This window comes from Streptococcus oralis, from assembly GCF_003944215.1.
GTDB classification, from domain to species: Bacteria; Bacillota; Bacilli; order Lactobacillales; family Streptococcaceae; genus Streptococcus; species Streptococcus oralis_BI.
Genome location: NZ_RJVZ01000011.1, coordinates 20,169 through 46,225 on the forward strand (window position 1 = coordinate 20,169; position 26,057 = coordinate 46,225).

27 protein-coding genes are annotated in these 26,057 nt (G+C 42.7%); 6 read left to right on the top strand and 21 right to left on the bottom strand.

Annotated elements, in window-relative coordinates; genetic code table 11:
• Positions 1 to 15: 15 nt before the first annotated feature.
• The 8 genes from hrcA to D8804_RS07235 form a co-directional block, all read right to left on the bottom strand.
• Positions 16 to 1,050 carry a heat-inducible transcriptional repressor HrcA gene (hrcA, locus tag D8804_RS07200; protein ID WP_125399336.1) on the bottom strand — a complete coding sequence of 345 codons (1,035 nt, stop codon included), beginning with the start codon at positions 1,048 to 1,050 and terminating at the stop codon, positions 16 to 18.
• 160 nt (positions 1,051 to 1,210) lie between these two features.
• Positions 1,211 to 1,723, bottom strand: coding sequence for a DUF2812 domain-containing protein (locus D8804_RS07205; RefSeq protein ID WP_125399300.1), 513 nt, complete (start codon positions 1,721 to 1,723; stop codon positions 1,211 to 1,213).
• Between the two features lie 55 nt (positions 1,724 to 1,778).
• Complete coding sequence (locus tag D8804_RS10425) at positions 1,779 to 2,333, bottom strand: DUF2812 domain-containing protein (RefSeq protein WP_125399301.1); 555 nt, start codon at positions 2,331 to 2,333, stop codon at positions 1,779 to 1,781.
• Entirely contained in the window at positions 2,333 to 2,653 is a 321-nt protein-coding gene (locus D8804_RS07215) for a PadR family transcriptional regulator (RefSeq protein WP_125399302.1), read from the bottom strand. The genes D8804_RS10425 and D8804_RS07215 overlap by 1 nt, the downstream gene beginning before the upstream one ends.
• Before the next feature lie 113 nt (positions 2,654 to 2,766).
• Positions 2,767 to 4,113 carry a type I glutamate--ammonia ligase gene (gene glnA, locus D8804_RS07220; RefSeq protein WP_125399303.1) on the bottom strand — a complete coding sequence of 449 codons (1,347 nt, stop codon included), beginning with the start codon at positions 4,111 to 4,113 and terminating at the stop codon, positions 2,767 to 2,769.
• 36 nt (positions 4,114 to 4,149) lie between these two features.
• On the bottom strand, positions 4,150 to 4,506 hold the full coding sequence (gene glnR, locus D8804_RS07225; protein WP_000664333.1) for a transcriptional repressor GlnR: 357 nt from the start codon (positions 4,504 to 4,506) through the stop codon (positions 4,150 to 4,152).
• A 76-nt stretch (positions 4,507 to 4,582) separates the two neighbouring features.
• Positions 4,583 to 5,110, bottom strand: a complete 528-nt coding sequence (locus D8804_RS07230; RefSeq protein WP_125399304.1) for an FUSC family protein — start codon at positions 5,108 to 5,110, stop codon at positions 4,583 to 4,585.
• 135 nt (positions 5,111 to 5,245) lie between these two features.
• Complete coding sequence (locus D8804_RS07235) at positions 5,246 to 6,445, bottom strand: phosphoglycerate kinase (protein WP_001096770.1); 1,200 nt, start codon at positions 6,443 to 6,445, stop codon at positions 5,246 to 5,248.
• 144 nt (positions 6,446 to 6,589) lie between these two features.
• Between D8804_RS07235 and D8804_RS07240 the strand changes: the two genes are divergently transcribed.
• Complete coding sequence (locus tag D8804_RS07240; RefSeq protein WP_260472346.1) at positions 6,590 to 7,297, top strand: hypothetical protein; 708 nt, start codon at positions 6,590 to 6,592, stop codon at positions 7,295 to 7,297.
• 105 nt (positions 7,298 to 7,402) lie between these two features.
• On the opposite strand, the gene D8804_RS07245 is transcribed toward D8804_RS07240, so the two are convergent.
• Entirely contained in the window at positions 7,403 to 12,451 is a 5,049-nt protein-coding gene (locus tag D8804_RS07245) for an endo-beta-N-acetylglucosaminidase (RefSeq protein ID WP_125399305.1), read from the bottom strand.
• Between the two features lie 316 nt (positions 12,452 to 12,767).
• On the opposite strand from D8804_RS07245, the gene D8804_RS07250 reads away from it, so the two are divergent.
• Positions 12,768 to 14,399: a Na/Pi cotransporter family protein gene (locus D8804_RS07250; RefSeq protein ID WP_125399306.1), complete on the top strand. Its 1,632-nt coding sequence runs from the start codon at positions 12,768 to 12,770 to the stop codon at positions 14,397 to 14,399.
• Between the two features lie 96 nt (positions 14,400 to 14,495).
• Here the strand turns inward: D8804_RS07250 and D8804_RS07255 are convergent, their stop codons facing one another.
• A complete protein-coding gene (locus tag D8804_RS07255; protein ID WP_125399307.1) occupies positions 14,496 to 14,792 on the bottom strand; it encodes a bacteriocin immunity family protein in 297 nt (98 codons plus the stop codon).
• A gap of 20 nt (positions 14,793 to 14,812) precedes the next feature.
• On the bottom strand, positions 14,813 to 15,877 hold the full coding sequence (gene pepA, locus D8804_RS07260) for a glutamyl aminopeptidase (RefSeq protein WP_125399308.1): 1,065 nt from the start codon (positions 15,875 to 15,877) through the stop codon (positions 14,813 to 14,815).
• A gap of 231 nt (positions 15,878 to 16,108) precedes the next feature.
• Here pepA and D8804_RS07265 point away from each other — a divergent pair, with 231 nt between their 5' ends.
• From D8804_RS07265 to D8804_RS07280, 4 genes are all read left to right on the top strand, one after another.
• Positions 16,109 to 17,068, top strand: coding sequence for an ABC transporter permease (locus D8804_RS07265; RefSeq protein ID WP_185774048.1), 960 nt, complete (start codon positions 16,109 to 16,111; stop codon positions 17,066 to 17,068).
• A complete protein-coding gene (locus D8804_RS07270; protein WP_125399310.1) occupies positions 17,058 to 18,014 on the top strand; it encodes an iron chelate uptake ABC transporter family permease subunit in 957 nt (318 codons plus the stop codon). The genes D8804_RS07265 and D8804_RS07270 overlap by 11 nt, the downstream gene beginning before the upstream one ends.
• The gene (locus D8804_RS07275) at positions 18,011 to 18,763 is read left to right on the top strand and encodes an iron ABC transporter ATP-binding protein (RefSeq protein WP_125399311.1); all 753 of its coding nucleotides are present in this window, start codon (positions 18,011 to 18,013) and stop codon (positions 18,761 to 18,763) included. Before D8804_RS07270 ends, D8804_RS07275 begins: the two co-directional genes overlap by 4 nt.
• Before the next feature lie 97 nt (positions 18,764 to 18,860).
• Positions 18,861 to 19,832, top strand: coding sequence for a siderophore ABC transporter substrate-binding protein (locus D8804_RS07280; RefSeq protein WP_125399312.1), 972 nt, complete (start codon positions 18,861 to 18,863; stop codon positions 19,830 to 19,832).
• A gap of 31 nt (positions 19,833 to 19,863) precedes the next feature.
• Here D8804_RS07280 and yidD read toward each other — a convergent pair whose 3' ends face one another.
• The 10 genes from yidD to D8804_RS07330 form a co-directional block, all read right to left on the bottom strand.
• On the bottom strand, positions 19,864 to 20,106 hold the full coding sequence (gene yidD / locus D8804_RS07285) for a membrane protein insertion efficiency factor YidD (RefSeq protein ID WP_125399313.1): 243 nt from the start codon (positions 20,104 to 20,106) through the stop codon (positions 19,864 to 19,866).
• Positions 20,106 to 20,828 carry a pseudouridine synthase gene (locus D8804_RS07290; protein ID WP_001222228.1) on the bottom strand — a complete coding sequence of 241 codons (723 nt, stop codon included), beginning with the start codon at positions 20,826 to 20,828 and terminating at the stop codon, positions 20,106 to 20,108. Before D8804_RS07290 ends, yidD begins: the two co-directional genes overlap by 1 nt.
• The gene (scpB, locus tag D8804_RS07295) at positions 20,815 to 21,384 is read right to left on the bottom strand and encodes an SMC-Scp complex subunit ScpB (RefSeq protein WP_084938861.1); all 570 of its coding nucleotides are present in this window, start codon (positions 21,382 to 21,384) and stop codon (positions 20,815 to 20,817) included. The genes D8804_RS07290 and scpB overlap by 14 nt, the downstream gene beginning before the upstream one ends.
• An 18-nt stretch (positions 21,385 to 21,402) precedes the next feature.
• Positions 21,403 to 22,131 carry a segregation/condensation protein A gene (locus D8804_RS07300; RefSeq protein WP_084938862.1) on the bottom strand — a complete coding sequence of 243 codons (729 nt, stop codon included), beginning with the start codon at positions 22,129 to 22,131 and terminating at the stop codon, positions 21,403 to 21,405.
• Entirely contained in the window at positions 22,131 to 22,865 is a 735-nt protein-coding gene (gene xerD / locus D8804_RS07305) for a site-specific tyrosine recombinase XerD (protein WP_277620040.1), read from the bottom strand. Before xerD ends, D8804_RS07300 begins: the two co-directional genes overlap by 1 nt.
• Entirely contained in the window at positions 22,862 to 23,323 is a 462-nt protein-coding gene (cbpB, locus tag D8804_RS07310; protein ID WP_000560696.1) for a cyclic-di-AMP-binding protein CbpB, read from the bottom strand. Before cbpB ends, xerD begins: the two co-directional genes overlap by 4 nt.
• Positions 23,320 to 23,841 (bottom strand): metallophosphoesterase, encoded by a 522-nt coding sequence (locus D8804_RS07315; RefSeq protein WP_125399314.1) that lies wholly within the window; start codon positions 23,839 to 23,841, stop codon positions 23,320 to 23,322. The genes cbpB and D8804_RS07315 overlap by 4 nt, the downstream gene beginning before the upstream one ends.
• A complete protein-coding gene (locus D8804_RS07320) occupies positions 23,817 to 24,827 on the bottom strand; it encodes a nucleoside-triphosphate diphosphatase (protein ID WP_398575038.1) in 1,011 nt (336 codons plus the stop codon). The genes D8804_RS07315 and D8804_RS07320 overlap by 25 nt, the downstream gene beginning before the upstream one ends.
• Positions 24,785 to 25,579, bottom strand: a complete 795-nt coding sequence (gene racE / locus D8804_RS07325; RefSeq protein WP_000370379.1) for a glutamate racemase — start codon at positions 25,577 to 25,579, stop codon at positions 24,785 to 24,787. The genes D8804_RS07320 and racE overlap by 43 nt, the downstream gene beginning before the upstream one ends.
• Before the next feature lie 205 nt (positions 25,580 to 25,784).
• Entirely contained in the window at positions 25,785 to 26,030 is a 246-nt protein-coding gene (locus D8804_RS07330; protein WP_125399316.1) for a YneF family protein, read from the bottom strand.
• Positions 26,031 to 26,057: the final 27 nt, after the last annotated feature.

The window sequence follows — 26,057 nt, forward strand, 5'->3', positions numbered from 1 at the left end:
TATGTAATTTCATGTTCAACTCACCTCATAATGATTACTACTCAAATAGCGATAGAAATCTGTGAGTTTCATAGTTAGTACTCGATTGACAACATTGAGTTGATTAACCAATTGCTGGTAATCCAGATTAACCGGACCGATAATGGCAAGAATTCCAAAACCTCGATAAGGAATGAGGAATTTACTGCTAATCACTGCTAGTTCTGCTAGACAAGACTCTTGACTGTCCGCAACACGGACATTTTGCATTTGATCTTCATGCAGACCCTCACGAATTTCCAGAGCCACTTTCTGTGGTTGGTCAAAGAACTGATAAGCTGCTAGATTTGCAAAATTCAAGAGATTGACCTTGCCCGACACCACAATGTTTTCGCTGAACATTTCCTTAAAGATGTGTTCAAAGAGATCGATAACATTATCCGTTGTTGTAAAGTAACGCTGGATAATTTGCGGAATCTCCGTCCGAATCTTGTAGTGAATATCTAGAACGGTGTGACCGAGGAAACGTTCCTGAATGATGCTCTTCAGTTTCAGCAAATCCTCCTGCAAGAAGTTTCTTGGGATCAAAAACTGACTGGTAACCGTTCGCGATTCGTCTAAGGTAAATACTGCCAAGGCTGTATGTTGTCCTAAAATAACGATATCAAATGCTGTCAACCGTTGCCTACTGGGCTCAACATCCAGTGCCACTACCGTACAACCACTCAAGTCTGTTAGCAGATTAGCAGCCTCTTGCAGAATATCCTCCAGTTTGAAGAACTCCTGATCAAAGGCTTTGACAATCTCATAAACCTCATTTTCAGCTAGTCTGTCGAAATCCAGTGAGTGTTTCACATAGTACTGAAAACCAGCAACACTTGGCATCCGACCACTTGAAGTATGAGCTTTCTCAAGCAGACCTTGCTTTTCTAAAGCCGCCATATCATTACGAATGGTTGCACTGCTAGAGTTAACAGACTCTTGCAAGGCTTTGGATCCGACAGGTTCGTGCGTTTTGGTAAAGATGTCAATAATTAGATTTAAAATATCCTGCTGACGCTCTGTAACCACCTCATCACTCCTCTCTGTCTGATCGATTAGCACTCGATACACTAAAGTGCTAACTTATGATTCTATTATACACCCTTAAAAGAGAATGTCAAGACAAAAACTCAAAAAATTAGCACTCTTTTGCCAAGAGTGCTAAAAATCAGTCTGAAGACCTAGAATCTTACCTTCCATCTACTTGGTATTTCCTTTTAAGTCTGTAATATCCATAGATCAGATAAGAAATCAGGAAAGCGTATAGAACAAAAATAATGAAGAAAGATATAGAAAGATCTTCTCTAAATAAACTCATACAGACAACAAAACCACCTAAGAAAGTAGCTGTACATGAACGAAGTCTAGACCGCATAACTTCCCACCTGAGCCCCTTATTCATATAGACTTGATCCTCCGGAAGTAAATCAGAAGCTGATTTACGAAGAATTGAACAAAAACCTGTTTCTATCGATTCCCAACCTCTATTTTTAAAATCTTGCAGTTCATGCTTACACTTTTTAAGATTGCGAGAATCATAGATATGATAGATGACATCATCTGGTTGGCATTGTTCAAAATAGAAAAAACCAAAACGGTTAGTTCTATACCTCCAACCTTTCAAGTGCATCTCATGCAAATATTCTTCTTCCTTGTCCAAATCAACAATGGTGAAAATCCGAAATTGTACTTTGCTATTCATTGCCTGACCTCCAAATCAGAAAACAAGTATTGTTTCAACTATCAGATAATTCTTTTCACTTTTGGAACAATCTCCAAAAAATATAAAGAATCTGAATCGCAAAAACTATCAATAAAACATAATCTATTATGAAAATCAAAAACAATTCCCAACTGAAAGAACTACCTCCACTGACAAACTTTGAGAAAACCGGTAGTAGGGCTAAAAAGAGAAGCAAAATAGGAAGCATCCGCATTATTAAAATCCGTTTGACCACAGCTAACTTCCCGGCCGCGTCATTATAAATTTCAAATTCTGCATCCGATTCAATTTCAGAATATGCTTTTCTAAAGTAGGAAAAACCATTAAAGTCTGTAATATGCTCCCAGCCACAGTCTTTAAATAATTGTAAATAGGAGGCTCTCTCTGATTTTTTCATTGGATAAAAGTCTAACTGATAAGACACCTGCTCCGGTTGGCACTTTTCAAAAGTATACTTAACCGCAACTACTAAGTTAGAGTAGGTTACTTCCTTGAGCTTCCACCCCTCAGCATGCATTTTTCTAAGATATAAAGCCTCTCTATCATAATCCGCAATGGTAGCAATTCTATAAATAACCTTCTTTTCCATCAACCTTCCTCCCGACTGTTTCTGTAAAGTCGTTCAATACGTTTCAATTCAATCTCTAAAACTTTTCGTCCCAAATCTGTTATCTGATAGATTTTCCGTTTTTCCTCTTCGCGAAAAAAGGAAATCAAGCCATCCTTTTCCATTTTTGACAAGGTTCCATACATAGTTCCAGGACTAATCGAAACTTGCGAATCTGTCATCTCCTTGACCTTTTGTGTGATACCATATCCATGGTTCTCCTTCTGTAGACAAAACAAGATATAAAAACCCGTTTCAGTCATGGGAAGGTAAACACGCCTAATCTTATCTGTTAATTCCATTTAACCACACCTCCTATTTAATTCGATATATCGCGCTTCATTATATAAAATATATCACACCTCGATATAAAACGCAAGAAAAAAGACCGCCCTCAGGCAATCTTTCTTCTATATTAGTAAAGATCAAGATAATTATCAACTTCCCATTGTGAAACGAATGTCGCATAACTAGCCCACTCGATACGTTTGGCTTCAAGGAAGCTCGTATAGATGTGTTCACCTAAGGCAGCCTTAACCACTTCATCTTCAGTCAAAGCTTTCAAGGCGTTGTGAAGTGTTGATGGAAGATCTGTGATTCCAGCTTCCCTACGCTCTTCTGCTGTCATGATGTAGATATTTTCTTCAATCGGAGCTGGTGCTTCGATTTTGTTTTCAATACCATGCAAACCAACTTCCAAAAGAACTGCCATAGCGATATATGGGTTTGCCATCGGATCCACTGAACGCAACTCAAGACGAGTTCCCATACCACGTGAAGCCGGTACACGAACTAGCGGTGAACGGTTACGACCAGCCCAAGCAATGTAAACAGGCGCTTCATAACCCGGAACCAAACGTTTGTATGAGTTAACCGTTGGGTTCATGATGGCAGTATAGTTGTAGGCATGCTTGATCAAACCACCAAGGAAATGGTAGGCCGTTTCAGACAACTGCATTCCTTTTGGATCGTTTGGATCAAAGAAGGCATTATTTCCTTCTGCATCAAACAAGGACATATTACAGTGCATACCTGATCCGGCAATACCAAATTTTGGTTTTGCCATAAAGGTTGCGTAAAGACCGTGTTTACGAGCAATGGTTTTAACAACGAGTTTAAAGATTTGAATCTTGTCACAGGCACGGAGGACTTCATCATACTTGAAGTCAATTTCATGTTGTCCAACCGCAACCTCGTGGTGACTCGCTTCTACTTCAAATCCCATTTTGGTCAAGACATTCACGATTTCACGACGCGTATTGTCTGCAAGGTCAGTAGGGGCCAAGTCGAAGTAGCCACCCTTGTCATTTACTTCAAGTGTTGGGTCACCATTTTCATCCAACTTAAATAGGAAGAATTCTGGCTCTGGCCCAAGGTTGAAAGATTTGAATCCCACTTCCTCCATATGACGAAGCGCACGCTTCAAATTACCACGAGGGTCACCTGCAAATGGCTCACCTTCTGTTGTATAGACATCACAGATCAAACCTGCAACACTTCCATTTTCATCTCCCCAAGGGAAGACTGTCCATGTGTCCAAGTCTGGATACAAGTACATATCTGATTCATTGATACGTACAAAACCTTCAATAGAAGATCCATCAAACATGGCTTTGTTTGACAAGACCTTATCTAACTGTTCATCTGTAGCAGGAATTTCGACGTTTTTCATGGTTCCCAGAATATCTGAAAACATGAGACGGATAAAGGTAACATTTTTTTCCTTGACTTCACGACGAATATCTGCAGCTGTGATTGGCATGGGTTTTCTCCTTAATATATGACTACTTGCGGTTGCCTAACCGCGACCAAAGGGTGACCGTACTGAAGCAAAGCGCCCCTGCTGGAGGAGTTCATTGTGAAGTGCACGACGCACTTCCGTCTGACTCACGGCTTTTTTGGACTTCGCCTCGCGTTCAGCATATTTTTTCTTAATCGCAGCAATATTATGACCTTCAGAGATATAATCTTTGATTTCAAGTAGACGATCCATATCATTCAAGGAATACATGCGACGGTTCCCTTCGTTTCGATCAGGCTTTATCAACTCTTGATCTTCATAATAACGAATCTGACGCGCCGAGAGATCGGTCAATTTCATAACACTACCGATAGGAAAAACAGCCATATTTCGGCGAAATTCTCTTTCCTTCATTTACAATTTCCTTCTTCCTGTCTATTATAGTCTAAAAAAAGACAAACGTCAACGAATAATGTCATAAAATGTAACATTATTTTCTTTTTTTCTCCCAAAAGAGTTTCAGTTGCTCAATATCATAATTTACAAGGATTGCGACAAAAACTCCCATAAAAGTTTCAAATACACGCGCAAACACGTACAAAAATGTTTCTCCGCTCGGTATTGATAGGGTAATGATCAACATAGCTGCTACACCACCGATAACTCCCGCCTTATTGTTCATGGCGACATTTGTCATAATGGTCAACATGGTGCAAATCGGAACAACCAGCAAGGTCACCCAAAAGGCTTCTTGAAATAGAGTGTTTAAGAGGAAGAAAACAAGGGCGTAGAAACCTCCGATACTGTTTCCTAGAATGCGTGATGTTCCAAAATGAACACTCTTATCAAAACTCTCTCTCAAACTAAAGACTGCTGTCAAAGCCCCAATTTGAAATCCCTTCCAACCAAAAAATCCAAAAATCAAGAGAACTAAAAAAACAGCAATTCCGGTTTTAAAGGTTCGTAGACCAAGCTTGAACTGTGACTTATCAAATTTATATTTTTTAAAATAACTCATAATTTCAACTTTCTATTTCCATTTTATCATAATTTAGTTGATTTTATGAGCCAAAATCAATCGGAAGCGTTTTTAATTTAGACTATAAAAAAGAGGAAACAGAGTTCCTCTTTTCATCGTTTCATTTAAGAAAGCTTATTTTTCTGTAAGTGCAGCCAATCCTGGAAGAACTTTACCTTCAAGGAGTTCCATTGATGCTCCACCACCTGTAGAGATCCATGAGAACTTGTCTGCGCGACCAAGGTTGATAGCTGCGGCAGCTGAGTCACCACCACCGATGATTGATTTCACGCCTGGTTGTTTCACGATAGCGTCCATGACACCGATTGTACCAGCTTGGAAGTCAGGGTTTTCAAATACACCCATAGGTCCGTTCCATACAACTGTTTTGGCACCAGTCAAAGCTTCGTCGAATTTAGCGATAGATTTAGGACCGATATCCAAACCAAGGAATCCTGGGTCTACTGCTTCACCTTCAGTGTCTTTCACTTCAGTGTAGTCTGCAAATGCGTTTGCTTCTTTTGAGTCAACTGGCAAGATCAATTTGCCGTTTGCTTTTTCAAGAAGAGCTTTCGCAACATCCAATTTGTCTTCTTCTACAAGTGAGTTACCGATTTCGATACCTTGTGCTTTGTAGAATGTGTAAGTCATCCCACCACCGATAAGGACTTTATCAGCTTTTTCAAGCAAGTTTTCGATAACACCGATCTTGTCTGAAACTTTTGAACCACCAAGGATAGCTACGAATGGACGTTCTGGAGCTTCAACAGCTTCTTGGATGTAGGCAATTTCGTTTTCAAGAAGGAATCCAGCAACTGCTTTTTCAACGTTTGCTGAGATACCAACGTTAGATGCGTGTGCACGGTGAGCTGTACCGAATGCATCGTTTACGAAGATACCATCTCCAAGTGATGCCCAGTATTTACCAAGTTCAGGATCATTTTTAGATTCTTTCTTGCCGTCAACATCTTCAAAACGAGTGTTTTCAACCAAGAGAACTTGTCCATCTTCAAGAGCGTTAACAGCGGCTTCCAATTCAGCACCACGTGTAACACCTGGGATAAATTTAACTTCTTGTCCCAACTTAGCAGCCAAGTCAGCAGCTACAGGAGCAAGTGATTTACCTTCTTTGTCTGCTTCTTCTTTTACACGGCCAAGGTGAGAGAAGAGGATAGCACGTCCACCTTGTTCAAGGATGTACTTGATAGTTGGAAGAGCTGCAGTGATACGGTTGTCATTGGTAATCACGCCATCTTTTACAGGTACGTTGAAATCAACACGAACGAGAACTTTTTTCCCTTTCAAGTCAACGTCTTTAACAGTCAATTTTGCCATTAGATATGACTCCTTCTTTTTTTATACGTGTTAATTATATCACAAAATCAGCAAAAGAGATAGCAAAACCCTAAACTTTTCCAGTTCTTTATTGTTCTTTATTTCTTATTATTTTATAATAGAAAATAAGATAAGGAGCTCTAAATGATGAAAAATACTCTAACAGTTAAGCAAAAAGAAGCCGATCAAGACCTCAATATTATTGCCATTTTGACAATTCTTTCGTTTATAGGATATGCCCTTTTCCAAAAACAAATACTTGATTTCTCTCACCAAACAGAGTTTCCTATCTGGATTCGTCTTCTTTTTCTCGCAACTCTTCAGTTTTGTGTTGCTGGATTGGGGACGAACGTGGTAATGATTCGAAGAAAAGAAAGCTGGAAACAATATGGTTTGCTAGCTAAACACTTCCTCCCAACCCTCATTCAGACGGCTACTATCTGTCTCCCCTTACTTCTTTTTCTCATCAGTAGAGGGCAGATTCATTCCTATCTCCCTTTTCAATCCATCCTCATTGCTAAAGAAATTCTCACAAGTCCTTTCCCTACAAATGTCTTGGGCTTTCTCTTCACTGCTCTTGTTTGGGGATTCTGGGAAGGTTTTAATTATGTTGTCATTGCAAACAAAATCAACTGTCGCTATCCATCACACCATACTTGGCTTGATTACGGAGCCTTCACCTGTGCTCTAATCTGCCTCATTATCCACGGGATGCTTGGTCTTAGTATCCATGCTATTTTAGAGTCCTTGTCTGTTTTTATCTTAATCTACGGTATGCTAGTCATCCAAAAGAAAACTGGTAACGCTTGGGGTTGTATTTTTATCTTCCTATTCATTTGGAATGCATTTTAGAGAACTCATTTCTCGTCCTTAAAAACAAAGAAAGATTTGATTCTATATGGAATCAAATCTTTCTTTTACTTTTTTTATCAAACGACTTAAGGAATAATAAGTCGTTTAATCTTCTCTCTTTTTCAAAGCTACAAGTCCATAAGCACTTAAAACTCCAAGAAGTCCAAGCGCTACTAGACTAACATCTGTTTCTACTCCTGTATTTGGCAGTTGTTTGCTTGCTGCTTCACCTTTGACAGGCACTTCTGCAGTTGGAGCATTTGTACTTGGTGTAGCTGGAAGTCCCTTTTGCTCTTTAGAGAGGGTATCAGCATGAGGTTTACCTGGACTTGGCGCCACTTCTTTTGTTCCAACTTCTGTGATTTCTGGGATAGCTTCCTTAAGAACTTCAGTTGAACGAAGGGTCCGTTTGCCTTGGGCATCTACTTCTACAAAGCGACGAACTTGGCCTTCCTCTCCTTTTTGGACAAGTTGACGTTGACCTTTGAGGAGGGCTGCATTTGGTCGTTCCTGATATTCGAAGGCAAGTGGTTTTTCTTCAATTTTAAGAGTTGGTTTCTCGTGAACTAGATCTTTTACACCTTCAGCTGGTTGATTTCTTGAGAGAACTTTCGTTCCAACTTCAACAATTTCTGGGATTGATTCCTTGAGAACCTCAGTGGAGTGAAGGGTGCGTTTGCCCTGAGCATCAACTTCTACAAAGCGACGAACTTGACCTTCAACTCCTTTTTGGACAAGTTGACGTTGACCTTTGAGAAGGGCTGCATTTGGTCGTTCTTGACGTTCGAAGGAAACTGTCCCCTCTTCAATTTCCAGTTTCGGATTTGCTAGAACTAAATCTTTCACTCCTTCTGATGGTTGATTACTTGAAAGGACTTTTGTACCAACTTCAGTGATTTCTGGGAGAGCTTCCTTAAGAACTTCAGTCGAGCGAAGAGTGCGATTGCCTTGGGCATCTACTTCTATAAAGTGACGAACTTGACCTTCAACTCCTACTTGCACAACACGGCGTTGTCCTTTGAGAAGCTCGGCGTTTGGTCGCTCCTGACGTTCAAAGGATTTTGTTTCTGTTTCAACAACCAGTTCAGGCAAAGCCTCTACTGTAGGAGCTCCTTCGTTAGGATCCATGCTGCCAACATGATGGCTTTCTTCTGCAGGGGCTAGTTTCTTATTCAACTTTTCTTTCATTTCTGCAAAGACTTGAGGAGTTGGCGTTTGTGAAGACAATAAAGCTTCAGCTTGGGCAATCAACTCAGCTTTAGGACCTTTTTCACGGACAGATTCGAGTAAGCCTTCCAATTCTTCTCTAGCTGTCTGATAACGTTGATTTCCATCCAAGTCTGTCCCTGCTTGTTTCAACTCATTCAAAGCCTGGTTGACTTCTTCTTGACTAGCATTGTGGTTTTCTGCTACAGTTTTCGCTGCATTGAGCTTCTCTACTAGCGCTGCTTGTTTATCCTCACTTGAGAAGGTGTAGGCAAGGGTTGACTGACGGCCTTGGGCAGCAGTGATTTCTTGTTTGAGGTACTCATCGTTGACAGCTGCTTTTGGAGAAACCAAGACATCGAACTCAGCAGTGTGTCCCTTGTAATGCAAGGTCAAGGTTTGTCGTCCAGTCTTCTGAGCATCATAGCTCGTGATTTCAACACCTTGATCCGTAAAGGCATGACTTTCTTCCGTCTCATCATCATAGAGAACACCGAAGCGACCTTCAGAGAGATCCAGTTGATCTCCTACTAGATAGTCTGTTTTCGGTTTCTTAGTAATATACAAGCCCGCTACTTCTTTTGGTTTTCCTTCATCCTGTCCTGTCACTTGGACTTTCAGCTCACCCGACACTGGTAAACCAAGGTATTGAAGTGTTAGGTTTTGTTCCCCTTTTTGATGAGCATCGTATCCAGATACCGACACACCTGAGTGAGTAAGGTTAATCAGCTCGTCGACTTGTCCCCCTTCGTATTGAACACGGAGTGTTCCGCCTCTGAGATCAAGTTTTTCTCCCTCTTTGTAAACCGTCTTTTTAGGTTCTTTTCCCAGGCTAACCGCAGCAATTTTTCTTTCATCCTGTGGAATCGCTACAGCCAAGGTGTTACTGATTTCTTTGCCAGGTAGTTGGGTACGATAGTAGAGGAGAGTTGGTTGCTTGTCAAAGGCCAATGGTGCTGTTGCCAGGTCGCCACCAGTTTCAGTCTTCAAGGTTGCAATCGGTGTTTGTGAGTCTGCCTTGTCGTAAACGGTGATGGTAGCGCCTGCCGGAATATCAGAGAAGCCTAGTTGAACTTGATGATTTCCAAGTGAACGAGCAGCTACCTTAGCCATTGGAATATTTTGACTTTCAGTGTCCAAGGTTTCGTACATCTTCCAGTTGTAGATACGAATGGCCTTCCAGGGTGTTCCGTTATCAGATGTAATGACATGCAAACGCCAGTCTTGGGCAGTGATTGGTTTGTCAAGAGTGATATCCGTAACGTGCGCTTTATTGCCACGGACTTCCTTAGCTAGTTTCCACTCGCCATCTGTATCCTTGTAATAAAGATCAAAGTCCTTGGTGTTCATCAGACCATCGTTAACAGACTCACCACCAGCTCCCGCATGATCCATGACCCATCTAACAACGGTACGTGGCTTGGTCAAGCGAATATCCACACTACCGCTCAACTGAGCTGAAGACCACTTGTCTGATAGACTTGTAATGGTACCGTTCAACATACCTTCAATGCCTTCTCCACCTTCAGTATTTGGGAAAGTGCTACCGATAACCTTTGCTCCTGGAACAATATTTTCAGCCAAAGGTCTTGGGAGAGTTGTATCCTGAACAGTCATGCCCCAGTTGAATGATGCCGTCGCCGCTTCAGAACGGAGTCCATTTTTACCAACTGCAACGACTTTCAATTCCTGAGTCGTACCAGTCGCATTAGCAGAGCGGCTAACTTTTGGCAAGTAGATAGTGGAAGCAGATGATCCTGTTAACAAACGCCAGTTGTCACCGTCTTTTTCGTAGACTTCATAGAAATCTGCATCTTGGTTACCCGTAAATTGAACAACTGCTTCAGCTTCTTGGGCATTCTTAAGAGATTGCTTCACCACAGAGAGACCTGTCGGGGCTTGAGGTGCTTGGTGGTTATCCGAAATTGTCAATTGACCTAGGTTAAACTGATAATCTTTTACAGCACCTTCATGTTCGAAGAAGAGTTTAACTGCATAGATAGTCTTTCCCGCTAGTGAGCTGAGGTCAAATTCTTCATTCGTCCAGTTATCAGAAAGAGTCAGTTCTTTCCATGCGTCTGCATCCTCAAATTTGTAGTCTGGAGTTGTAGAGAAGGCCATATAAACTTTAGAGCCTTTTCCTCCCTTGTGGGCAACACGGAGTTTGGTTTTCTCAGTTACTTCTAGTTTGGTAGAATACAAATTCACATCCTGGTCCGTCTTACCAGCTACATCACCTGAGAATTTAAGAGAGTTACCTCCATTATAGGCATCTGTAAAGTCATATTCTGCACGAAGTTTTTCTCCCGTTGAAGTCTGCCACCAGCGCCATGTTGGCAAGACACCAGAAACAGAACGGTAGTTCCACTCAGAATCCTTAGAAACTTTGCCGTCTACAAACCATTTTCTACCATGACCTGTATTAAAGGAGGTCGTGAAGGTCCGGCCCACTGCTGGTGTACGGTCAGCAACTAAATTGGCAATTCCATACCACTCTTTATCTGCTGGTTTTTGAGCCGTTGGATCTCCTTGGTAACCTGTAAAGAAGATGTCTTCGTTCTTGTGGTAATCTTCACCTGTTTTTCCTAGACTGGTAATCGTATCTGGTGCAAATAGTCCAAGTGACAAACGCAACTTGCCTTTTTCATCTAAGAGGGCATCCCATTTGACTTTGGTCTTATAAGAACCACCTTGTTGCAATTCCAAGCCTGCAAAGACATCATATTGGCTACGTTCTAGCCATTTTGCCATCTCTACGGAGTGGTCATTCTTTTCCTTGTTCCAGTTAAAATTGGCAAAAAATTGATCTGCAGGGACCTTGTCACCTTCTTTTTGCATGAACTGGTAGTTATAATCACCAAGACCATCTTCGTGGTAACGACCATATTTATAGGTCATGGCATCATACCAAGCATACTTGATTGGGTGGTTGACTTTGGCTGCGTATTCTTTTGTATAGAGCATGAACTGACGCATCTTTTCACCAAGAGGTTCTACCAATTCCCCCGTTGTTTCTTGGTTAATGAAGTAACCATCAAATCCATAGTACTTAGCGAGATCAACGAGTTTGCGTGCAATTGGGAAAGTGCCATCTTCATCTTGCTTTAAGGCAGCCGCAAATTTTTCTTGGTCGGCGATGCTATTTGACCAGTTGAAAAAGAGTGTTCCATAAACGGGAACTCCGTTGCGGTGCCCTGCATCAATGACATCTGGAGTAGGAACTAGGCCTTCCCAGAAGACCATTGAATCCAAGTATTGCCAGTAATCAAAAGCGTAGGCCTTGAATTCTTCTCCACCAACAGAAGCGTGGTCTTTAGCTTTCGAGTTGGTGTTTGCCAGCGCCTGAACCTTGGCTCTTCTGCTTGCTTTTTCATTAACCAACTGGCCTCTATGGCGCTTGGCGAGTTCAACTGAGGAACGGTTGATGGAATCATCCTCACGCGCACCCGGTTCCCATTTCAACAAATCTTCCCAAGTATCAAATTTGATTTCTTTTGGTCGGAGACTCTTTTCTTCATTTTTAGGAACGTCTGCTAGAGTCGGTTTGTCGGCTTTCTTCTCAGCCACTTGAGGAGCTTCCTCTGGTTTAACTTCTTCTTTTTCAGTTGGTTGAGCAGGTTTTTCAGTTTTATCTGTCGGAGTTGGCTTTGCTTCTTCTTTTTCATTAACCAAATCCGTTATTGCTGGAGTGTTTTCTGAAATTGGTTGCTCAGCTACTTTGTTCTCTGTTTCCGATAATTGTTTTTCGATAGCTGCAGTATCTGGATTAGCTGTTTCACTAGCGCTTGTAGCTTGGGCGCTCGTATTTGCAACTGTTTCAGGGACCGCAACCTGTTCGGCAAGAGCGGGACTCGCAAATAGAGCTGAACCAATCATCAAGGAACAAGCCCCGATTGATAGCTTACGAATACTGTAACGGCAACGTTTTTCAAAAAATAGATCTTTCATTTTATCCTCCTAATAGAACAAAAAAGTAACTGTTCTCACAATCAAACATCAGAACAGGACTATCTTCATTCTATCTTATATGAAAGCGTTGTCAATATATTTGATTAAAAAACTATAACTAGGATAAAAAACAATTTAATTTGGATACAATTTATTTAGGCATCTATATTTGAGGTAGAATCTCCCTTTTGACAAAATTTTTAAAAAAAGTTAGTTATTTCTTACTAAAATAACAGAAAAACACTTGTGAGATTTACTTTTATCCTTTAAAATAGAATAGGAGAAATTCCGTTATTATTTTCCGGAGGAAAAAGAAATGTCCATTAATTGGCAGGAAATTTTATTTCACTTTTTAGGAGGTCTAGGACTGTTTTTATACAGTATCAAGACCATGGGAGACGGTTTGCAACAAGCTGCTGGAGATCGCCTTCGTTTTTACATTGACAAGTACACTAGCAATCCCTTTTTAGGTGTTCTAGTCGGGATTGTCGTGACCGCCCTCATTCAGTCAAGTACAGGGGTTACAGTTATCACGGTTGGGCTGGTCAGCGCTAGTCTTCTCACTCTTAGACAGGCTATCGGAATTATCATGGGAGCCAACATCGGAACCACCGTTACTTCCTTTATCATCGGTTTCAAGCTTGGCGAGTATGCTTTACCCTTGATTTTCCTTGGAACCATGTTCCTCTTCTTCACAAAAAACAGAACAGCAAACAATATCGGGCGCATCCTGTTTGGTGTTGGGGGAATCTTCTACGCCCTTAACCTCATCAGTGCCGGTATGAGCCCACTTAAAGATTTACCACAATTCAAGGAATATATGGTAACCTTGGGACAAAATCCTATTTTAGGAGTAGTAGCCGGTGCAGTGATTACCGTCCTTATCCAAGCTTCTTCTGCAACTATCGGGATTCTACAAGGTCTCTATGCAGGTGGGTTCCTTGACCTTAAAGGTTCGCTACCAGTTCTCTTCGGGGATAATATCGGGACAACCTTAACCGTTATCATTGCCGCAGCTGGAGCCAATGTCTCTGCGAAACGCGTTGCAGCAACCCACGTTACCTTTAACGTTTTAGGGACTATTCTTTGCCTAATCTTATTAGGCCCCTTTACTGCTATGATCGAGTACTTCCAGGCACTCCTTCACCTCTCACCTGAGATGACCATCGCCTTCTCTCACGGTGCCTTTAACGTAAGTAACACCATTGTACAATTTCCATTCATCGGAGCCTTGGCCTACTTTGTAACCAAGCTCATCCCTGGTGAAGACGAGGTTGTCAAGTACGAGCCCCTTTATCTCGACGAGCAACTTATCCAGCAATCTCCTTCTATCGCTCTAGGAAATGCCAAAAAAGAACTTCTGCACTTGGGGAACTATGCAGCCAAAGCTTTTGACCTTTCTTATACCTATATCATCGGTTTGGATGAAAAGGTAGCTGAAAAAGGGCACAAGACAGAGGAAGCCATTAACACCATCGATGAAAAACTCACTCGTTACCTCATCAGGCTCTCAAGCGAATCCTTAAGTCAGAAAGAAAGCGAAGTGTTGACCAATATCCTAGATTCATCTCGAGATTTGGAACGGATTGGAGACCACGCAGAAGGCTTGCTCAACCTAACCGACTACCTCCAACGCAAAGATGTTCATTTCTCTGAAGCTGCTCTAGAGGAATTAGCTGATATCTATCAAAAAACTACTGCATTTATCAAAGATGCCCTTGATAGTGTGGAAAACAATGATATTGAAAAAGCTCAAAGTCTGATTGAACGCCATAAAGAAATCAACAATATGGAACGTATTCTCAGAAAGACCCACATCAAACGCCTTAACAAGGGTGAGTGTTCTACACAAGCTGGGGTCAACTTTATCGACATCATTTCTCACTACACTCGTGTATCTGACCATGCTATGAACCTAGCTGAAAAGGTCATCGCTGAACAAATTTAATAACCAAAAAGCTATCCTGAATGGGGTGGCTTTTTTCTTCTCCTCATCAAGAATGTCTTTTCTGACATATAAAAAATGCTTTGATTCACAGTGGAATCAAAGCATTTTAAAGAGTTCTCCAAACATGATAGCAGAAACTGCAGTGCCTCTGTACTTGGCTTCTTCTCTTTTGATAAAGCGAGCCAAGTTTATCAATTCAGGTGCTGGATGTTTGGGATTTCTGAACAGTTCAAGATTAACCAGTCCCGAGAGTCGGACTGCTAGCAATTGTTCATTTGTAGTAGGTAGTTTTTTAGCAGTCTCTAGGAGAGCAGCGACTAAATCGTCACTCAAGCCCTGACGGGCATGGTTATAGAGATCTTTTATAAGGCTTTCTAGATTTTCTTCTGCCATCCTGACCACCTCCCTAATGTTTAATAATTTTTAATCAAATCAACCGTTGAACGATCCAATTTTTTCACCAAGGCTTGCAAGAAGGCTTGGGCTTCTAAGAAGTCATCCATAGCGTAGAGAGTTTGGTGAGAGTGGATATAACGAGCACAGACACCGATAGTTGTAGATGGGACACCACCATTTTTCAGATGAGCTGCTCCAGCGTCCGTTCCACCTTTTCCACAGTAGTATTGGTACTTGATTCCAGCTTCTTCGGCCGTTGTTAAAAGGAAATCCTTCATACCTGGGAGGAGCAAGTGACCTGGATCATAGAAACGAATCAAGGTTCCATCCCCAATCTTACCTTGGCCACCGTAGACATCACCTGCTGGCGAACAGTCAACTGCGAGGAAGACTTCTGGGTCAAACTTAGTTGTAGAAGTATGAGCGCCACGCAGACCAACCTCTTCTTGGACGTTCGAGCCAAGATAGAGTTCATTTCCCAGTTTTTGACCTGATAAAGCTTCAGCTAGCTCGCTTACCATAAGAACACCGTAGCGATTGTCCCAAGCTTTAGAGATGATATTTTTTTTATTGGCTGTCAAGATAGCAGAGCTATCAGGGACAATGGTGTCACCTGGACGGATTCCAAAACTTTCTGCTTCAGCCTTGTCCGCAAAACCGCCATCAAAAATGATATCCGAAATAGCTGGCATGGTTGGCCCACCTGTTCCACGTGTCAAATGTGGAGGGACAGAACCTGAGATCACTGGAATTTCACGACCGTCACGAGTAAAGAGTTTAAAACGTTGACTGCTGACCACCATAGGATTCCAGCCACCGATTTCAACGACACGGAAGGTACCATCTGGCTTAATCTCGCTGACCATAAAACCAACTTCATCCATGTGAGAAGCGACCAAGACACGCGGTGCATCCGTAGCTTCTGAATGCTTGATACCGAAAATACCACCTAAGCCATCTGTCACTACTTCATCCACATGTGGTGTTAACTTCTCACGAAGATAAGTCCGGACAGGCGCTTCGTGGCCTGAGATCGCAGCAAGCTCTGTTACTTCTTTGATTTTTGAAAATAATGTTGTCATATCAGTTCCTTCTTTCTGTCCTCCATTTTACCACTTTTTATAGGAGAAGGATAGCGGGAAGGTGGATTGGTTTTTACCAGTTTATCCTATAAAATAGAGGGGAAGATATTGTTTCAGGAATTATTCTTTCTTTTTACATTAAATTGTCAGAAAATTTATTGACAGATTAAAAATCGTGTTACATTATCTCCAAGGGTATTTTTATACCAAATCTACATGAAAGGATGGGGCATGAAACTCTCTCATATTTTAACAGGCTTACTTCTACTTCTTGTCTTTCTCTCCATTACTATTGGAACCAGTGATTTTTCTTGGGAAAAATTTTTTGCTTTTGACCAGCAAACCTGGCTTCTCTTTCAAGAGTCGCGTCTTCCAAGAACCATCAGCATTCTCCTTGCAGACTCTAGTATGAGCATGGCAGGACTCCTCATGCAGACCATTACCCAAAATCAGTTTGCTGCTCCGAGTACAGTCGGAACGACAGAAGCTGCCAAACTGGGAATGGTGTTGAGCCTCTTTGTCTTTCCGTCTGCGAGTCTGACCCAAAAGATGCTCTTTGCTTTTGGCTCATCTATTTTATTTACCCTCTTCTTCCTGGCCTTTATGACTATTTTTTCTGTAAAGGAAAGGTGGATGTTGCCCTTGATCGGGATCATCTATAGTGGGATTATCGGTTCTGTCACAGAAGTTATCGCCTATCGTTTCAATCTGGTTCAGAGTATGACTGCTTGGACCCAGGGCTCCTTCTCCATGATTCAGACTCATCAGTATGAGTGGCTCTTCTTAGGCCTCATTATCCTGATAGCCGTTTGGAAATTGTCCCAAACCTTTACCATCATGAATCTAGGAAAAGAAACCAGTGAGAGTTTAGGTATTTCCTACTCCCTACTGGAAAAGCTGGCTCTCTTTCTAGTGGCGCTAACGACAAGTGTCACCATGATTACCGTGGGTGCCTTGCCTTTTCTCGGAGTCATCGTTCCCAATCTGGTCCGCAAGCGCTATGGAGATAATCTGAGCCAAACCAAACTCATCGTCGCTCTGGTCGGCGCCAATCTGGTTCTGGCCTGCGATATCCTCTCTCGAGTCTTGATTCGACCCTATGAGCTGTCTGTCAGCCTCTTGCTAGGAATCATCGGTAGCCTCGTCTTTATCCTACTTCTATGGAGAGGGGGACGAAAAGATGCAGTTTAAAAGCAAACATACCAGGCTCTTCTGCCTTCTCATTATTCTGGCTATCGGAGCTTGTCTCCTCTACTTTTGGCCTATTAGTCACCTATCTGTCTTTGCTTGGAAACTTCGTTCTCAAAAGATTGTCGTTTATCTCTTGGTAGCTATCGCGACAGGGATTTCGACCATTAGTTTTCAAACGCTGACGGAAAATCGCTTCCTAACGCCTAGTATTTTGGGAATCGAATCCTTCTATGTCTTGTTGCAAACCCTGCTACTGGTTTTTGAAAGCAAATTTCTACAGCTTGAAAAGTCTCCTATCTTAGAATTTTTAATCTTACTTCTTGTCCAATCCCTCTTCTTTCTTGCCTTACAAGGCTACTTGAAGACACTGATGAAACAAGACCTGGTCTTCATCCTACTAATCTGTCTAGCACTCGGAAGTCTCTTTCGAAATATCAGTACCTTCCTTCAGGTCCTGATGGATCCAAACGAATACGATAAACTACAAAACAGTCTCTTTGCCTCCTTTCAACATCTCAACACTCCCATCCTAGCCATCGGTTCTCTGATCATCCTCGCTTTGACAATCTTTTTCTTTCGAAAAGCAGTCGTTCTGGATGTCTTGCACCTGCAAAGAGAAACAGCTCAGATACTGGGACTCGATGTTGAAAAAGAACAGAGAGAACTCCTCTGGGGCATCATGCTTTTGACCTCAACAGCCACTGCCTTGGTAGGGCCTATGGCCTTCTTCGGCTTTATGCTGGCCAATCTTACCTACCTAATAGTCAAAGATTATCGGCACAAGTTGCTCTTTATCGTAGCCATTCTGATTGGATTTATTAGTTTGACCTTGGGGCAAGCCCTCATTGAACGAGTCTTTGCACTGGAAATTCGCATCAGCATGATCATCGAGAGTGTGGGTGGCTTTTTATTCTTTATCTTACTATACAGGAGGGCACGTCGGTGAAACTGGAAAACATTGACAAATCCATTCAAAAACAGGATATTTTGCAAGGTATTTCCCTTGAAGTCAGTCCTCAGAAACTGACAGCCTTTATTGGTCCAAATGGTGCTGGAAAATCAACTCTCCTCTCCATTATGAGTAGACTGATCAAGAAGGATCAGGGAATTCTCAGTATCAAAGGTCGTGAAATTGAAAGTTGGAATTCGCAAGAACTGGCTCAAGAACTCACCATCCTAAAGCAGAAAATCAATTACCAAGCCAAATTGACTGTAGAAGAGCTTGTCAGCTTTGGACGTTTTCCATACAGCCGTGGTCGACTAAGGGCAGAAGACTGGGAAAAAATCCGAGAAACTCTAGACTATCTAGATCTGACCAACCTAAAAGATCGCTACATCGATAGCCTGTCTGGAGGACAGCTCCAGCGGGTCTTTATCGCCATGGTACTGGCCCAGGATACGGACTTTATCTTGCTAGACGAACCGCTCAACAACCTCGATATCAAGCAAAGTGTCAGCATGATGCAGATTCTTCGGAGACTGGTGGAGGAACTAGGCAAGACCATTATCATCGTCCTCCACGATATCAACATGGCCAGTCAGTATGCGGATGAAATTGTTGCCTTTAAAGACGGCCAAGTCTTTTGCAAGGGAACGACTACTCAAATCATGCAGCCTGACCTGCTCAGTCAACTCTATGAGATTCCCATCACTCTGGCGGATATCAATGGCAAAAAGATCTGTATCTATAGCTAGACAAGCAGAACTCATGTTAGAAAACCCTCTGTCTCTTAGCTAACAAGCCTATCTAAGAGCCCCTTACATCGTTATCACATTTTAAAAAGGAGAAATCATGAAAACATCCCTTAAACTTTATCTCACTGCCCTAGTGGCTAGCTTCTTGCTCCTACTTGGTGCATGTAGTACAAATACAAACTCAAGCACTAGCCAGACAGAGACAAGTAGCTCTGCTCCAACAGAGATAACCATTAAAAGTTCACTAGACGAGGTCAAACTTTCAAAGGTTCCTGAAAAGATTGTGACCTTTGATCTCGGTGCTGCGGATACTATTCGCGCTTTAGGTTTTGAAAAGAATATCGTCGGAATGCCTACAAAAACTGTTCCGACTTACCTAAAAGATCTTGCAGGAAATGTCAACAATGTGGGTTCCATGGTTGAGCCAGACCTAGAAGCTATTGCTGCTCTTGAACCAGATCTAATTATTGCTTCTCCACGTACCCAAAAATTCGTAGACAAGTTCAAAGAAATTGCTCCAACTGTGCTCTTCCAAGCAAGTAAGGACGACTACTGGACTTCTACCAAGGCTAATATCGAATCCTTAGCAAGCGCCTTCGGCGAAACTGGTACACAGAAAGCCAAGGAAGAATTAGCCAACCTAGACAAGAGCATCCAAGAAGTCGCAACTAAAAACGAAAGTTCTGACAAAAAAGCCCTTGCTATCCTCCTCAATGAAGGAAAAATGGCCGCCTTTGGTGCCCAATCTCGTTTCTCTTTCTTGTACCAAACCTTGAAATTCAAGCCAACAGATACTCAATTTGAAGACTCACGCCACGGACAAGAAGTCAGCTTTGAAAGTGTCAAAGAAATCAATCCTGACATCCTCTTTGTCATCAACCGTACCCTTGCCATCGGTGGTGACAACTCTAGCAACGATGGCGTCCTAGAAAATGCCCTCATCGCTGAAACCCCTGCCGCTAAAAACGGTAAGATTATCCAACTAACACCAGACCTCTGGTATCTAAGCGGAGGCGGACTTGAATCAACCAAACTCATGATTGAAGACGCTCAAAAAGCGTTGAAATAAGCAAGAAAACCCAACATCAAATGATGTTGGGTTATTTTTTTTCTTGATTTCGTTTGAGGGAAAAGTGGCCTGGGACGGGGTCCTTGCCTGTTTTCGACCAGGGATGGCAACGTAAAATCCGAGCCAAGCCCATCAAAACACCCTTGAAACCATGTTTTTCAATAGCCTGAATCATGTAGTTAGAACAAGTAGGCTCAAAACGACAAGAAGGTGGAAAGGCTGGTGAGATAAAACGTTGGTAAAAGCGCACAGGCGCTATTAAAATTCGTTTCATTATTTCTTGGTTACAGCCATGGTGTGTAGTTGGCTGATTTCTTTTTTATTAAGGCGACGGGATTCTCCCGGACGAAGACCTGTCAAGTCTAGGTGTCCAAAACGTGTCCGTGACAGTTTATCTACTTGAAGACCAACAGCTTCAAACATCTTTTTAACCTGATGATTACGTCCTTCATGGATGGTCAACTGAACTACAGAGCGATTTTTAACCGGATCCACTTTGAGAATTTCATAAACAGCTGGCTTGGTTTTCTTGCCATCAATCTCAAGACCACGAGTCAAGGGGCGGAGATTATCCTTATTGGCTACGCCTTTAACACGCGCAACATAGACCTTGTCAATCTCATTACGGGGGTGAATCATCTCATCCGTAAAGTCACCATCATTGGTCAAAATCAAAACCCCTGACGTATCCCAGTCCAAACGACCTACTGGGTAGATTCGCTCTTTGACATTGGGCAAGAGGTCGACAACAGTCTTGCGGCCCTTGTCATCTGTCACACTGGAAATCACTCCACGTGGTTTATTAAGCAGGTAGTAGACTTTTTCTTCGTTGTAGATAGGTTGGCCTTCAACTTCAACCTTGTCGCCTGACTTAATAGTCGTTGCGAGTTCACGCACCACTTGGCCATTGACCGTCACCAAGCCTTGCTTGATCAACTCTTCTGCTTTTCTCCTACTGGCCACACCTGCGTGGGCAATATATTTATTGATTCTCATCTTCTTCTATCCTTTCACCAAATAATTGGCTTTCTTGAGCCTGAATCTCAAGCTCATCAATCACTGGCAGTTCTTCCAAATGGTTAATTCCCATGTAATCTAGGAAATAATCCGTAGTTACATAGAGGTTGGGACGGCCCAAAACTTCTTTTTTTCCATCTTCTTTAATCAAGTCAAAGGCCTGCAACTTTGCCAAGGCCCCACTCGAGTTAACCCCACGAATAGCATCAATCTCTATCCGCGTGATAGGCTGCTTGTAGGCAATGATGGACAAGGTCTCAAGAGCAGCCCGAGACAGACTCTGGTTGATGGGTGCCTTGGAGTATTCCTTCAAAATCGCTGCAAATTGAGGCTTGGTGACCAATCTGTAAGCGCCACCTGTCTCGATCAGGGACAAGCTCGAATCCTGGTCTTTCTCATACTTTTGGGCTAATTTTTCTAAACTCTGTTGGATGCCTGTCGGTGGCAGAAAGAGGAGTTCAGCCAACTGACGGACCCGAATCCCATCTTCACCTGCTACAAACAAGAGCGCTTCTATTTCTGCTAAAGTACTCATCTTTCCTCTCTATCAAGTCTAGCTTTGTGCCTCTTGACTTTCTTCCTTCTTTTCCATGAGATAGATATCTCCGAAACTCTCCTCTTGCACGAGGATCAGTTCCTGGGTTTTGATTAACTCTAGGGTTGCCAAAAAGAGGGTAATAACCTCTTGAACATTCTGGGCTTCCTTGAACAAATCCTGTAAACACAACTGGTCTCGTCCAGCCAAGGACTCTTTTACGATGACCATCATGTCCTCAATCTTATACTCATCCCGCAAGATGGTCGTGTGATTCTGTGCGAACTCCTCTTTTTTCTTGGCTAGGATATTTGAAAAAGCCAAAAAGAGGTCAATGGTCGTCTTGTCATGCACAAGCTCCGCATCCTCGTAAATCAACTCTGTTGGCGCTTTGGAATAGTACCGGGCCCGATCTTGGTGCTTAGCCTCCAAGTGCTCACCCAAGAGTTTGAACTTGCGGTATTCTTCGATTTGAGAGAGAAGGTCCTGCTCCAGGTCATCCTCCAAGTCTGTCACTTCTGCTACCTTTGGCAAGAGCTTGCGACTCTTGATCAGCATCAGCTGACTAGCCATGACCATATACTCGCCCGTCACTTCCAGACGCATTGCCTGCAAGGTTGAGACATAGGCTAGGTACTGTTCGATAACTTCTGTAATGGGCACATCGTAAATATCCATCTGGTACCTAGAAACCAAGTGCAAGAGCAGGTCCAGGGGCCCTTCAAAATCTTTTAATTTAATATCCATTATCTATATTTTTCTAAGGTCAGGACTGTTTTTAATCCTAATTTTTTTGCAATTTCGTACAAATCGACCTTGTTTTCTATCTGTCTTAGAATGAACTGTTCCCGCAAGGCTTGAGCGGATAAGGTTGGGAAACCCTTCTCCTTGACAAAGGACTCCAGCTGACGAAAGGCCCACTGACGAGAATAGGCTTTCCCTGCCCTTTCAAAGAGATAGGTCTGCCCCATCAAGGGTTCTAGCTCTGGAATCAAGATCGTGGGTATGGTGACAATCCTCTGTTGGGAAGCCTTGCTGATTCTCAACACTTGAAAATCCAGATTGATATCTGCAACCTTGAGGGCTAAAATCTCACTAGGCAAGAGCCCTAGCTCCAAGATAAGAAGCGCCAGCAAGCGTCCTTCTGGATAATTACTTTCCTGCCAAAAAGAGTCTAAGTCTAGAATCTCTGGCTTTTCAGTCTTCTTTTCAGCTTGCTTGGCTAATTCCAGACGGTAAAAACTGTCCACTTCACCTTTTTGATAGAGAAAGTAGAGAAATTGGTTGCAGGCCGAAAGTTTTCGCTTCTGGGCGCTAATTTTTAGATTGGCTAGCTGGCCTTGGTAAATCTTAAGACTGGTCTCAGAGATCCGCTCACCCACAATGTCTAAAAATTGCTCCAGATCATACTTATAGGACTGCTTGGAATTGGCAGACAAGTCCTGTTTTTCCTCTAAAAAGGCTGAAATCCTATCTCTCATTTGCATCGAATCTCATATTCCTTACTAAAGTCATGCAATAGGGCATTGACGGCCTTGAGGATGGACTTGCGCGTGATGATTCCTTGGAAAATTCCTTCATCATCTACCACTGGCAAGAAAGGTTCATCCACCAGTTTATGGAGGACCTCTGTGATGTTATAGTCTGGAGCGACAACTGCCACATCTGTCTTGGTCATATTGACGATGTCTGTCGTTGCCATCTGTTCATCCGTCAAACCTTGCTCCATTTGATAAGCCAAAATGTCTCTCAGCCCAATGGTTCCAACAAAGCGTTTGTCAAAGGTCACAACAGGAATACGCGTGTAGGTGATTTGACTCAACACTAAAATCGCATGGTCAGCGTTATGGGTATCAATCAAGGCTGCTAGATTCTCAGCAGGAGTAAGAAAAGTCTCTTCCTGCTCCAGTAAAAATGCTTCAAATTCCTTGGCAATCATCGAGTAAACTCCTTGGACAAGCCTGGATAAACCTCATGATCACGTGTCAAAAAGTCTACTTTGAAATAGCTGTCATCAATCTCCACACGGGCATAGAGACACTCTCTGATAGCCCCTCGTGGTTGGCTGATGGAGCCTGGATTGAGAAAGAGTGTTTTGCCTTCCATCCAAGCATTTGGCACATGCAAGTGACCATAGAGACAGATATCGGCATCTTCTTCCTGAGCCCAGTAGTACAACTTTTGAAAATTGAAATTAATGTCAAACAAGTGACCATGGGTTTGGATAATCTTGGTCGGACCAAGTTGTGTCACCAAACGTTCTGGGTAGCCAGCATAAAAGTCCATGTTGCCTTTGACGACATGGATACCCTCCCAGAGGGGAGAATCTGGACGGAGTTCTGAGTCACCATCGTGAAAAATGGCATCAACTTTACCCAGATAGCGGTCACGGATTTCTTCCACAATCAAGCTATCTCCGTGGGAATCACTCATTACAATGATGGTTTGCTTTGCCATGATGGAAATACCTCCAAAAGTTTCTTAACGGCTAAGGCACGGTGGGATTGGCTATTTTTTTCTTCAAGGGTTAATTCAGCTGCTGACTTGCCTGTCTCTCCCACAAGGAAGAGGGGATCATAACCAAAGCCATTTTCACCCTTGGGTTCAAAGTTGATATAACCTGGCCAGTCAGCTTCAACCACCAAGCTTTCCTTGTTTGGACTAGCTACGACTAGGGTTGTGTGGAATTGAGCTGAGCGGTCCTTGAGTTCAAAGACCATGGCCAATTCATGCAAGAGTTTGGCATTGTTTTCTCGGTCAGTCGCTCCCACTCCTGCAAAACGGGCTGACCAGACTCCTGGCAAACCGCCGAGGACATCGACTTTGAGACCTGAGTCATCTGCTAGCACCATCTTACCTGTTAATTGGGAAATAGTTTCTGCTTTAAGTCGAGCATTTTCTTCAAAGGTCATGCCAGTTTCAGCTACTTCAGGCAGATCTGGATAGTCATTGAGATTTTCCACATCGTAGCCTAACTTGTCAAAGATAGCTCGGAATTCCTTGGTCTTGCCCTCGTTACGAGTTGCAATCAATAAGGTTTCTCTGACCTTGTTAGTTTCAAAGAAGGTTTCTACATCGACTCCTTCTTTAGGCAATTCGACATGCAAAAGCTGTCCATTTTCAACCAAGAGCAGGGCTCCCTGACGTTGGATGACTTCCAGATTGCGACCTGCTTCGGCATTTAAAATCTCAACGATAAAGGAGAGCAGACGGAAGTTAGAAGACCAGCGCATCACCGTTATCGTAATCGGAAAGCCGTTTTCCTCGTCACGAAAAATCCGTGCTAAATCCATAAAATCAAGCTCGAGAGGATCTTTGATAAGGCTATAGATGCCTCCATAGACATCCCAGACACCGACATACCAGTCCTGGTCATCCTTGTATTCATAAATTTTGTTTGTCATAAAGTTACATGCTCCACATGAATCTCTTTTTCCAGCCATTCTGCTCCAATCTGGGCAAAACTTTGGCTATTGGCTGTTGTGTAAAAACGATGTTGAAGAGGTCCCGCATCTCGGCTACGGTTGATTTCAAAATAGTTCAGCAAAACCGAGATATCCCGTACACACTCTGCCCCACTATCGATGAGCTGAACCTTTGGTCCCATGACATTTTGGATGATAGGGCGAAGGAGTGGGTAATGGGTACAGCCCAAAATCAGGCTATCCACCTTGCCGACCAAAGGACGCAGGGTTTCATAAACCACTTTCTTGGTAACACTGGTTGACAGGGCACCAGACTCCACCAAGGGGGCAAACTTGGGACAGGCCAAACTTTCCACTTGTAAATCTGGATCCAAATCATGGATTTTTTGACGATAGATGTCTGATTGGACCGTCATGGGCGTTCCAATGACACCGATTTTCCCACCTTGACTGGACTTGATAGCTGCCGAAGCTCCTGGCAAAATCACACCTAGGACAGGAATATCTAGTTGGGCCTTGATTTCTTCCCAGACGACCGCAGTCGCAGTATTACAAGCAATGACAATCATTTTGACATCCTTGGTCAAGAGAAAGTTGACCAACTGCCAAGTATATTCACGGATTTGCTCAGCAGGACGGGGACCATAGGGCGCCCGTGCCGAATCTCCAATATAGACGATTTCTTCATGGGGAAGCTGGCGCATGAGCTCACGAACAACGGTTAAGCCACCGACACCCGAATCCAAAAAACCAATTGGTCGATTATCCATACAGTCTTCTTTCTAGTCTTTTTTCTGATTGATAGTTCATCATGATTACTCGTCCTAAATGAACGGATAGACAGCTTGATAGAATGGCAACTGCCTCTCTTTTAATCATAATCAAATATCAATAGAATGCAAGGAAAAAGTCTTATCCTTGAGAACTATTGAACATAGTGAGAAGTCTGGAACTTTCATCCCAGACTTTTCCTATTTATTTCTTTTTGTTCTTAGCAAGGGCTGCTTTTTGTTGGCGGATGATTTGGTGGTAAACTTGTTGTACCTTGGCTTCGCTTGGTTTTTGACCATTTGCGCTCAAAAGAGCACGAACTGCCTCAGCGTTCAAACGTGGGTTGTCCGCAAATTCTTTTTCGATTTGCTTACGAACCAAGTACATCCCTCCAAGAGCTCCTCCTAGAAAAGCTAGCACAATCAAGACAATCTCTAAAAGTAAATCCATTCTTTTTCTCCTGTTTCTTTTTGAGTC

Bases quoted from the DNA above. Each gene is read 5' to 3' on its own strand.
- D8804_RS07300 (WP_084938862.1), bottom strand. From the start codon at position 22,131: ATGGATATTAAATTAAAAGATTTTGAAGGGCCCCTGGACCTGCTCTTG.
- glnA (WP_125399303.1), bottom strand. From the start codon at position 4,113: ATGCCAATCACAGCTGCAGATATTCGTCGTGAAGTCAAGGAAAAAAAT.
- D8804_RS07280 (WP_125399312.1), top strand. From the start codon at position 18,861: ATGAAAACATCCCTTAAACTTTATCTCACTGCCCTAGTGGCTAGCTTC.
- D8804_RS07255 (WP_125399307.1), bottom strand. From the start codon at position 14,792: ATGGCAGAAGAAAATCTAGAAAGCCTTATAAAAGATCTCTATAACCAT.
- D8804_RS07250 (WP_125399306.1), top strand. From the start codon at position 12,768: ATGTCCATTAATTGGCAGGAAATTTTATTTCACTTTTTAGGAGGTCTA.
- glnR (WP_000664333.1), bottom strand. From the start codon at position 4,506: ATGAAGGAAAGAGAATTTCGCCGAAATATGGCTGTTTTTCCTATCGGT.
- D8804_RS07330 (WP_125399316.1), bottom strand. From the start codon at position 26,030: ATGGATTTACTTTTAGAGATTGTCTTGATTGTGCTAGCTTTTCTAGGA.
- D8804_RS07240 (WP_260472346.1), top strand. From the start codon at position 6,590: ATGATGAAAAATACTCTAACAGTTAAGCAAAAAGAAGCCGATCAAGAC.
- D8804_RS07245 (WP_125399305.1), bottom strand. From the start codon at position 12,451: ATGAAAGATCTATTTTTTGAAAAACGTTGCCGTTACAGTATTCGTAAG.
- pepA (WP_125399308.1), bottom strand. From the start codon at position 15,877: ATGACAACATTATTTTCAAAAATCAAAGAAGTAACAGAGCTTGCTGCG.
- racE (WP_000370379.1), bottom strand. From the start codon at position 25,579: ATGGATAATCGACCAATTGGTTTTTTGGATTCGGGTGTCGGTGGCTTA.
- D8804_RS07205 (WP_125399300.1), bottom strand. From the start codon at position 1,723: ATGAATAGCAAAGTACAATTTCGGATTTTCACCATTGTTGATTTGGAC.
- D8804_RS07230 (WP_125399304.1), bottom strand. From the start codon at position 5,110: ATGAGTTATTTTAAAAAATATAAATTTGATAAGTCACAGTTCAAGCTT.
- D8804_RS07215 (WP_125399302.1), bottom strand. From the start codon at position 2,653: ATGGAATTAACAGATAAGATTAGGCGTGTTTACCTTCCCATGACTGAA.
- D8804_RS07270 (WP_125399310.1), top strand. From the start codon at position 17,058: ATGCAGTTTAAAAGCAAACATACCAGGCTCTTCTGCCTTCTCATTATT.
- scpB (WP_084938861.1), bottom strand. From the start codon at position 21,384: ATGAGTACTTTAGCAGAAATAGAAGCGCTCTTGTTTGTAGCAGGTGAA.
- D8804_RS07320 (WP_398575038.1), bottom strand. From the start codon at position 24,827: ATGGCTGGAAAAAGAGATTCATGTGGAGCATGTAACTTTATGACAAAC.
- yidD (WP_125399313.1), bottom strand. From the start codon at position 20,106: ATGAAACGAATTTTAATAGCGCCTGTGCGCTTTTACCAACGTTTTATC.
- D8804_RS10425 (WP_125399301.1), bottom strand. From the start codon at position 2,333: ATGGAAAAGAAGGTTATTTATAGAATTGCTACCATTGCGGATTATGAT.
- xerD (WP_277620040.1), bottom strand. From the start codon at position 22,865: ATGAGAGATAGGATTTCAGCCTTTTTAGAGGAAAAACAGGACTTGTCT.
- D8804_RS07290 (WP_001222228.1), bottom strand. From the start codon at position 20,828: ATGAGAATCAATAAATATATTGCCCACGCAGGTGTGGCCAGTAGGAGA.
- D8804_RS07235 (WP_001096770.1), bottom strand. From the start codon at position 6,445: ATGGCAAAATTGACTGTTAAAGACGTTGACTTGAAAGGGAAAAAAGTT.
- D8804_RS07315 (WP_125399314.1), bottom strand. From the start codon at position 23,841: ATGGCAAAGCAAACCATCATTGTAATGAGTGATTCCCACGGAGATAGC.
- D8804_RS07265 (WP_185774048.1), top strand. From the start codon at position 16,109: ATGAAACTCTCTCATATTTTAACAGGCTTACTTCTACTTCTTGTCTTT.
- cbpB (WP_000560696.1), bottom strand. From the start codon at position 23,323: ATGATTGCCAAGGAATTTGAAGCATTTTTACTGGAGCAGGAAGAGACT.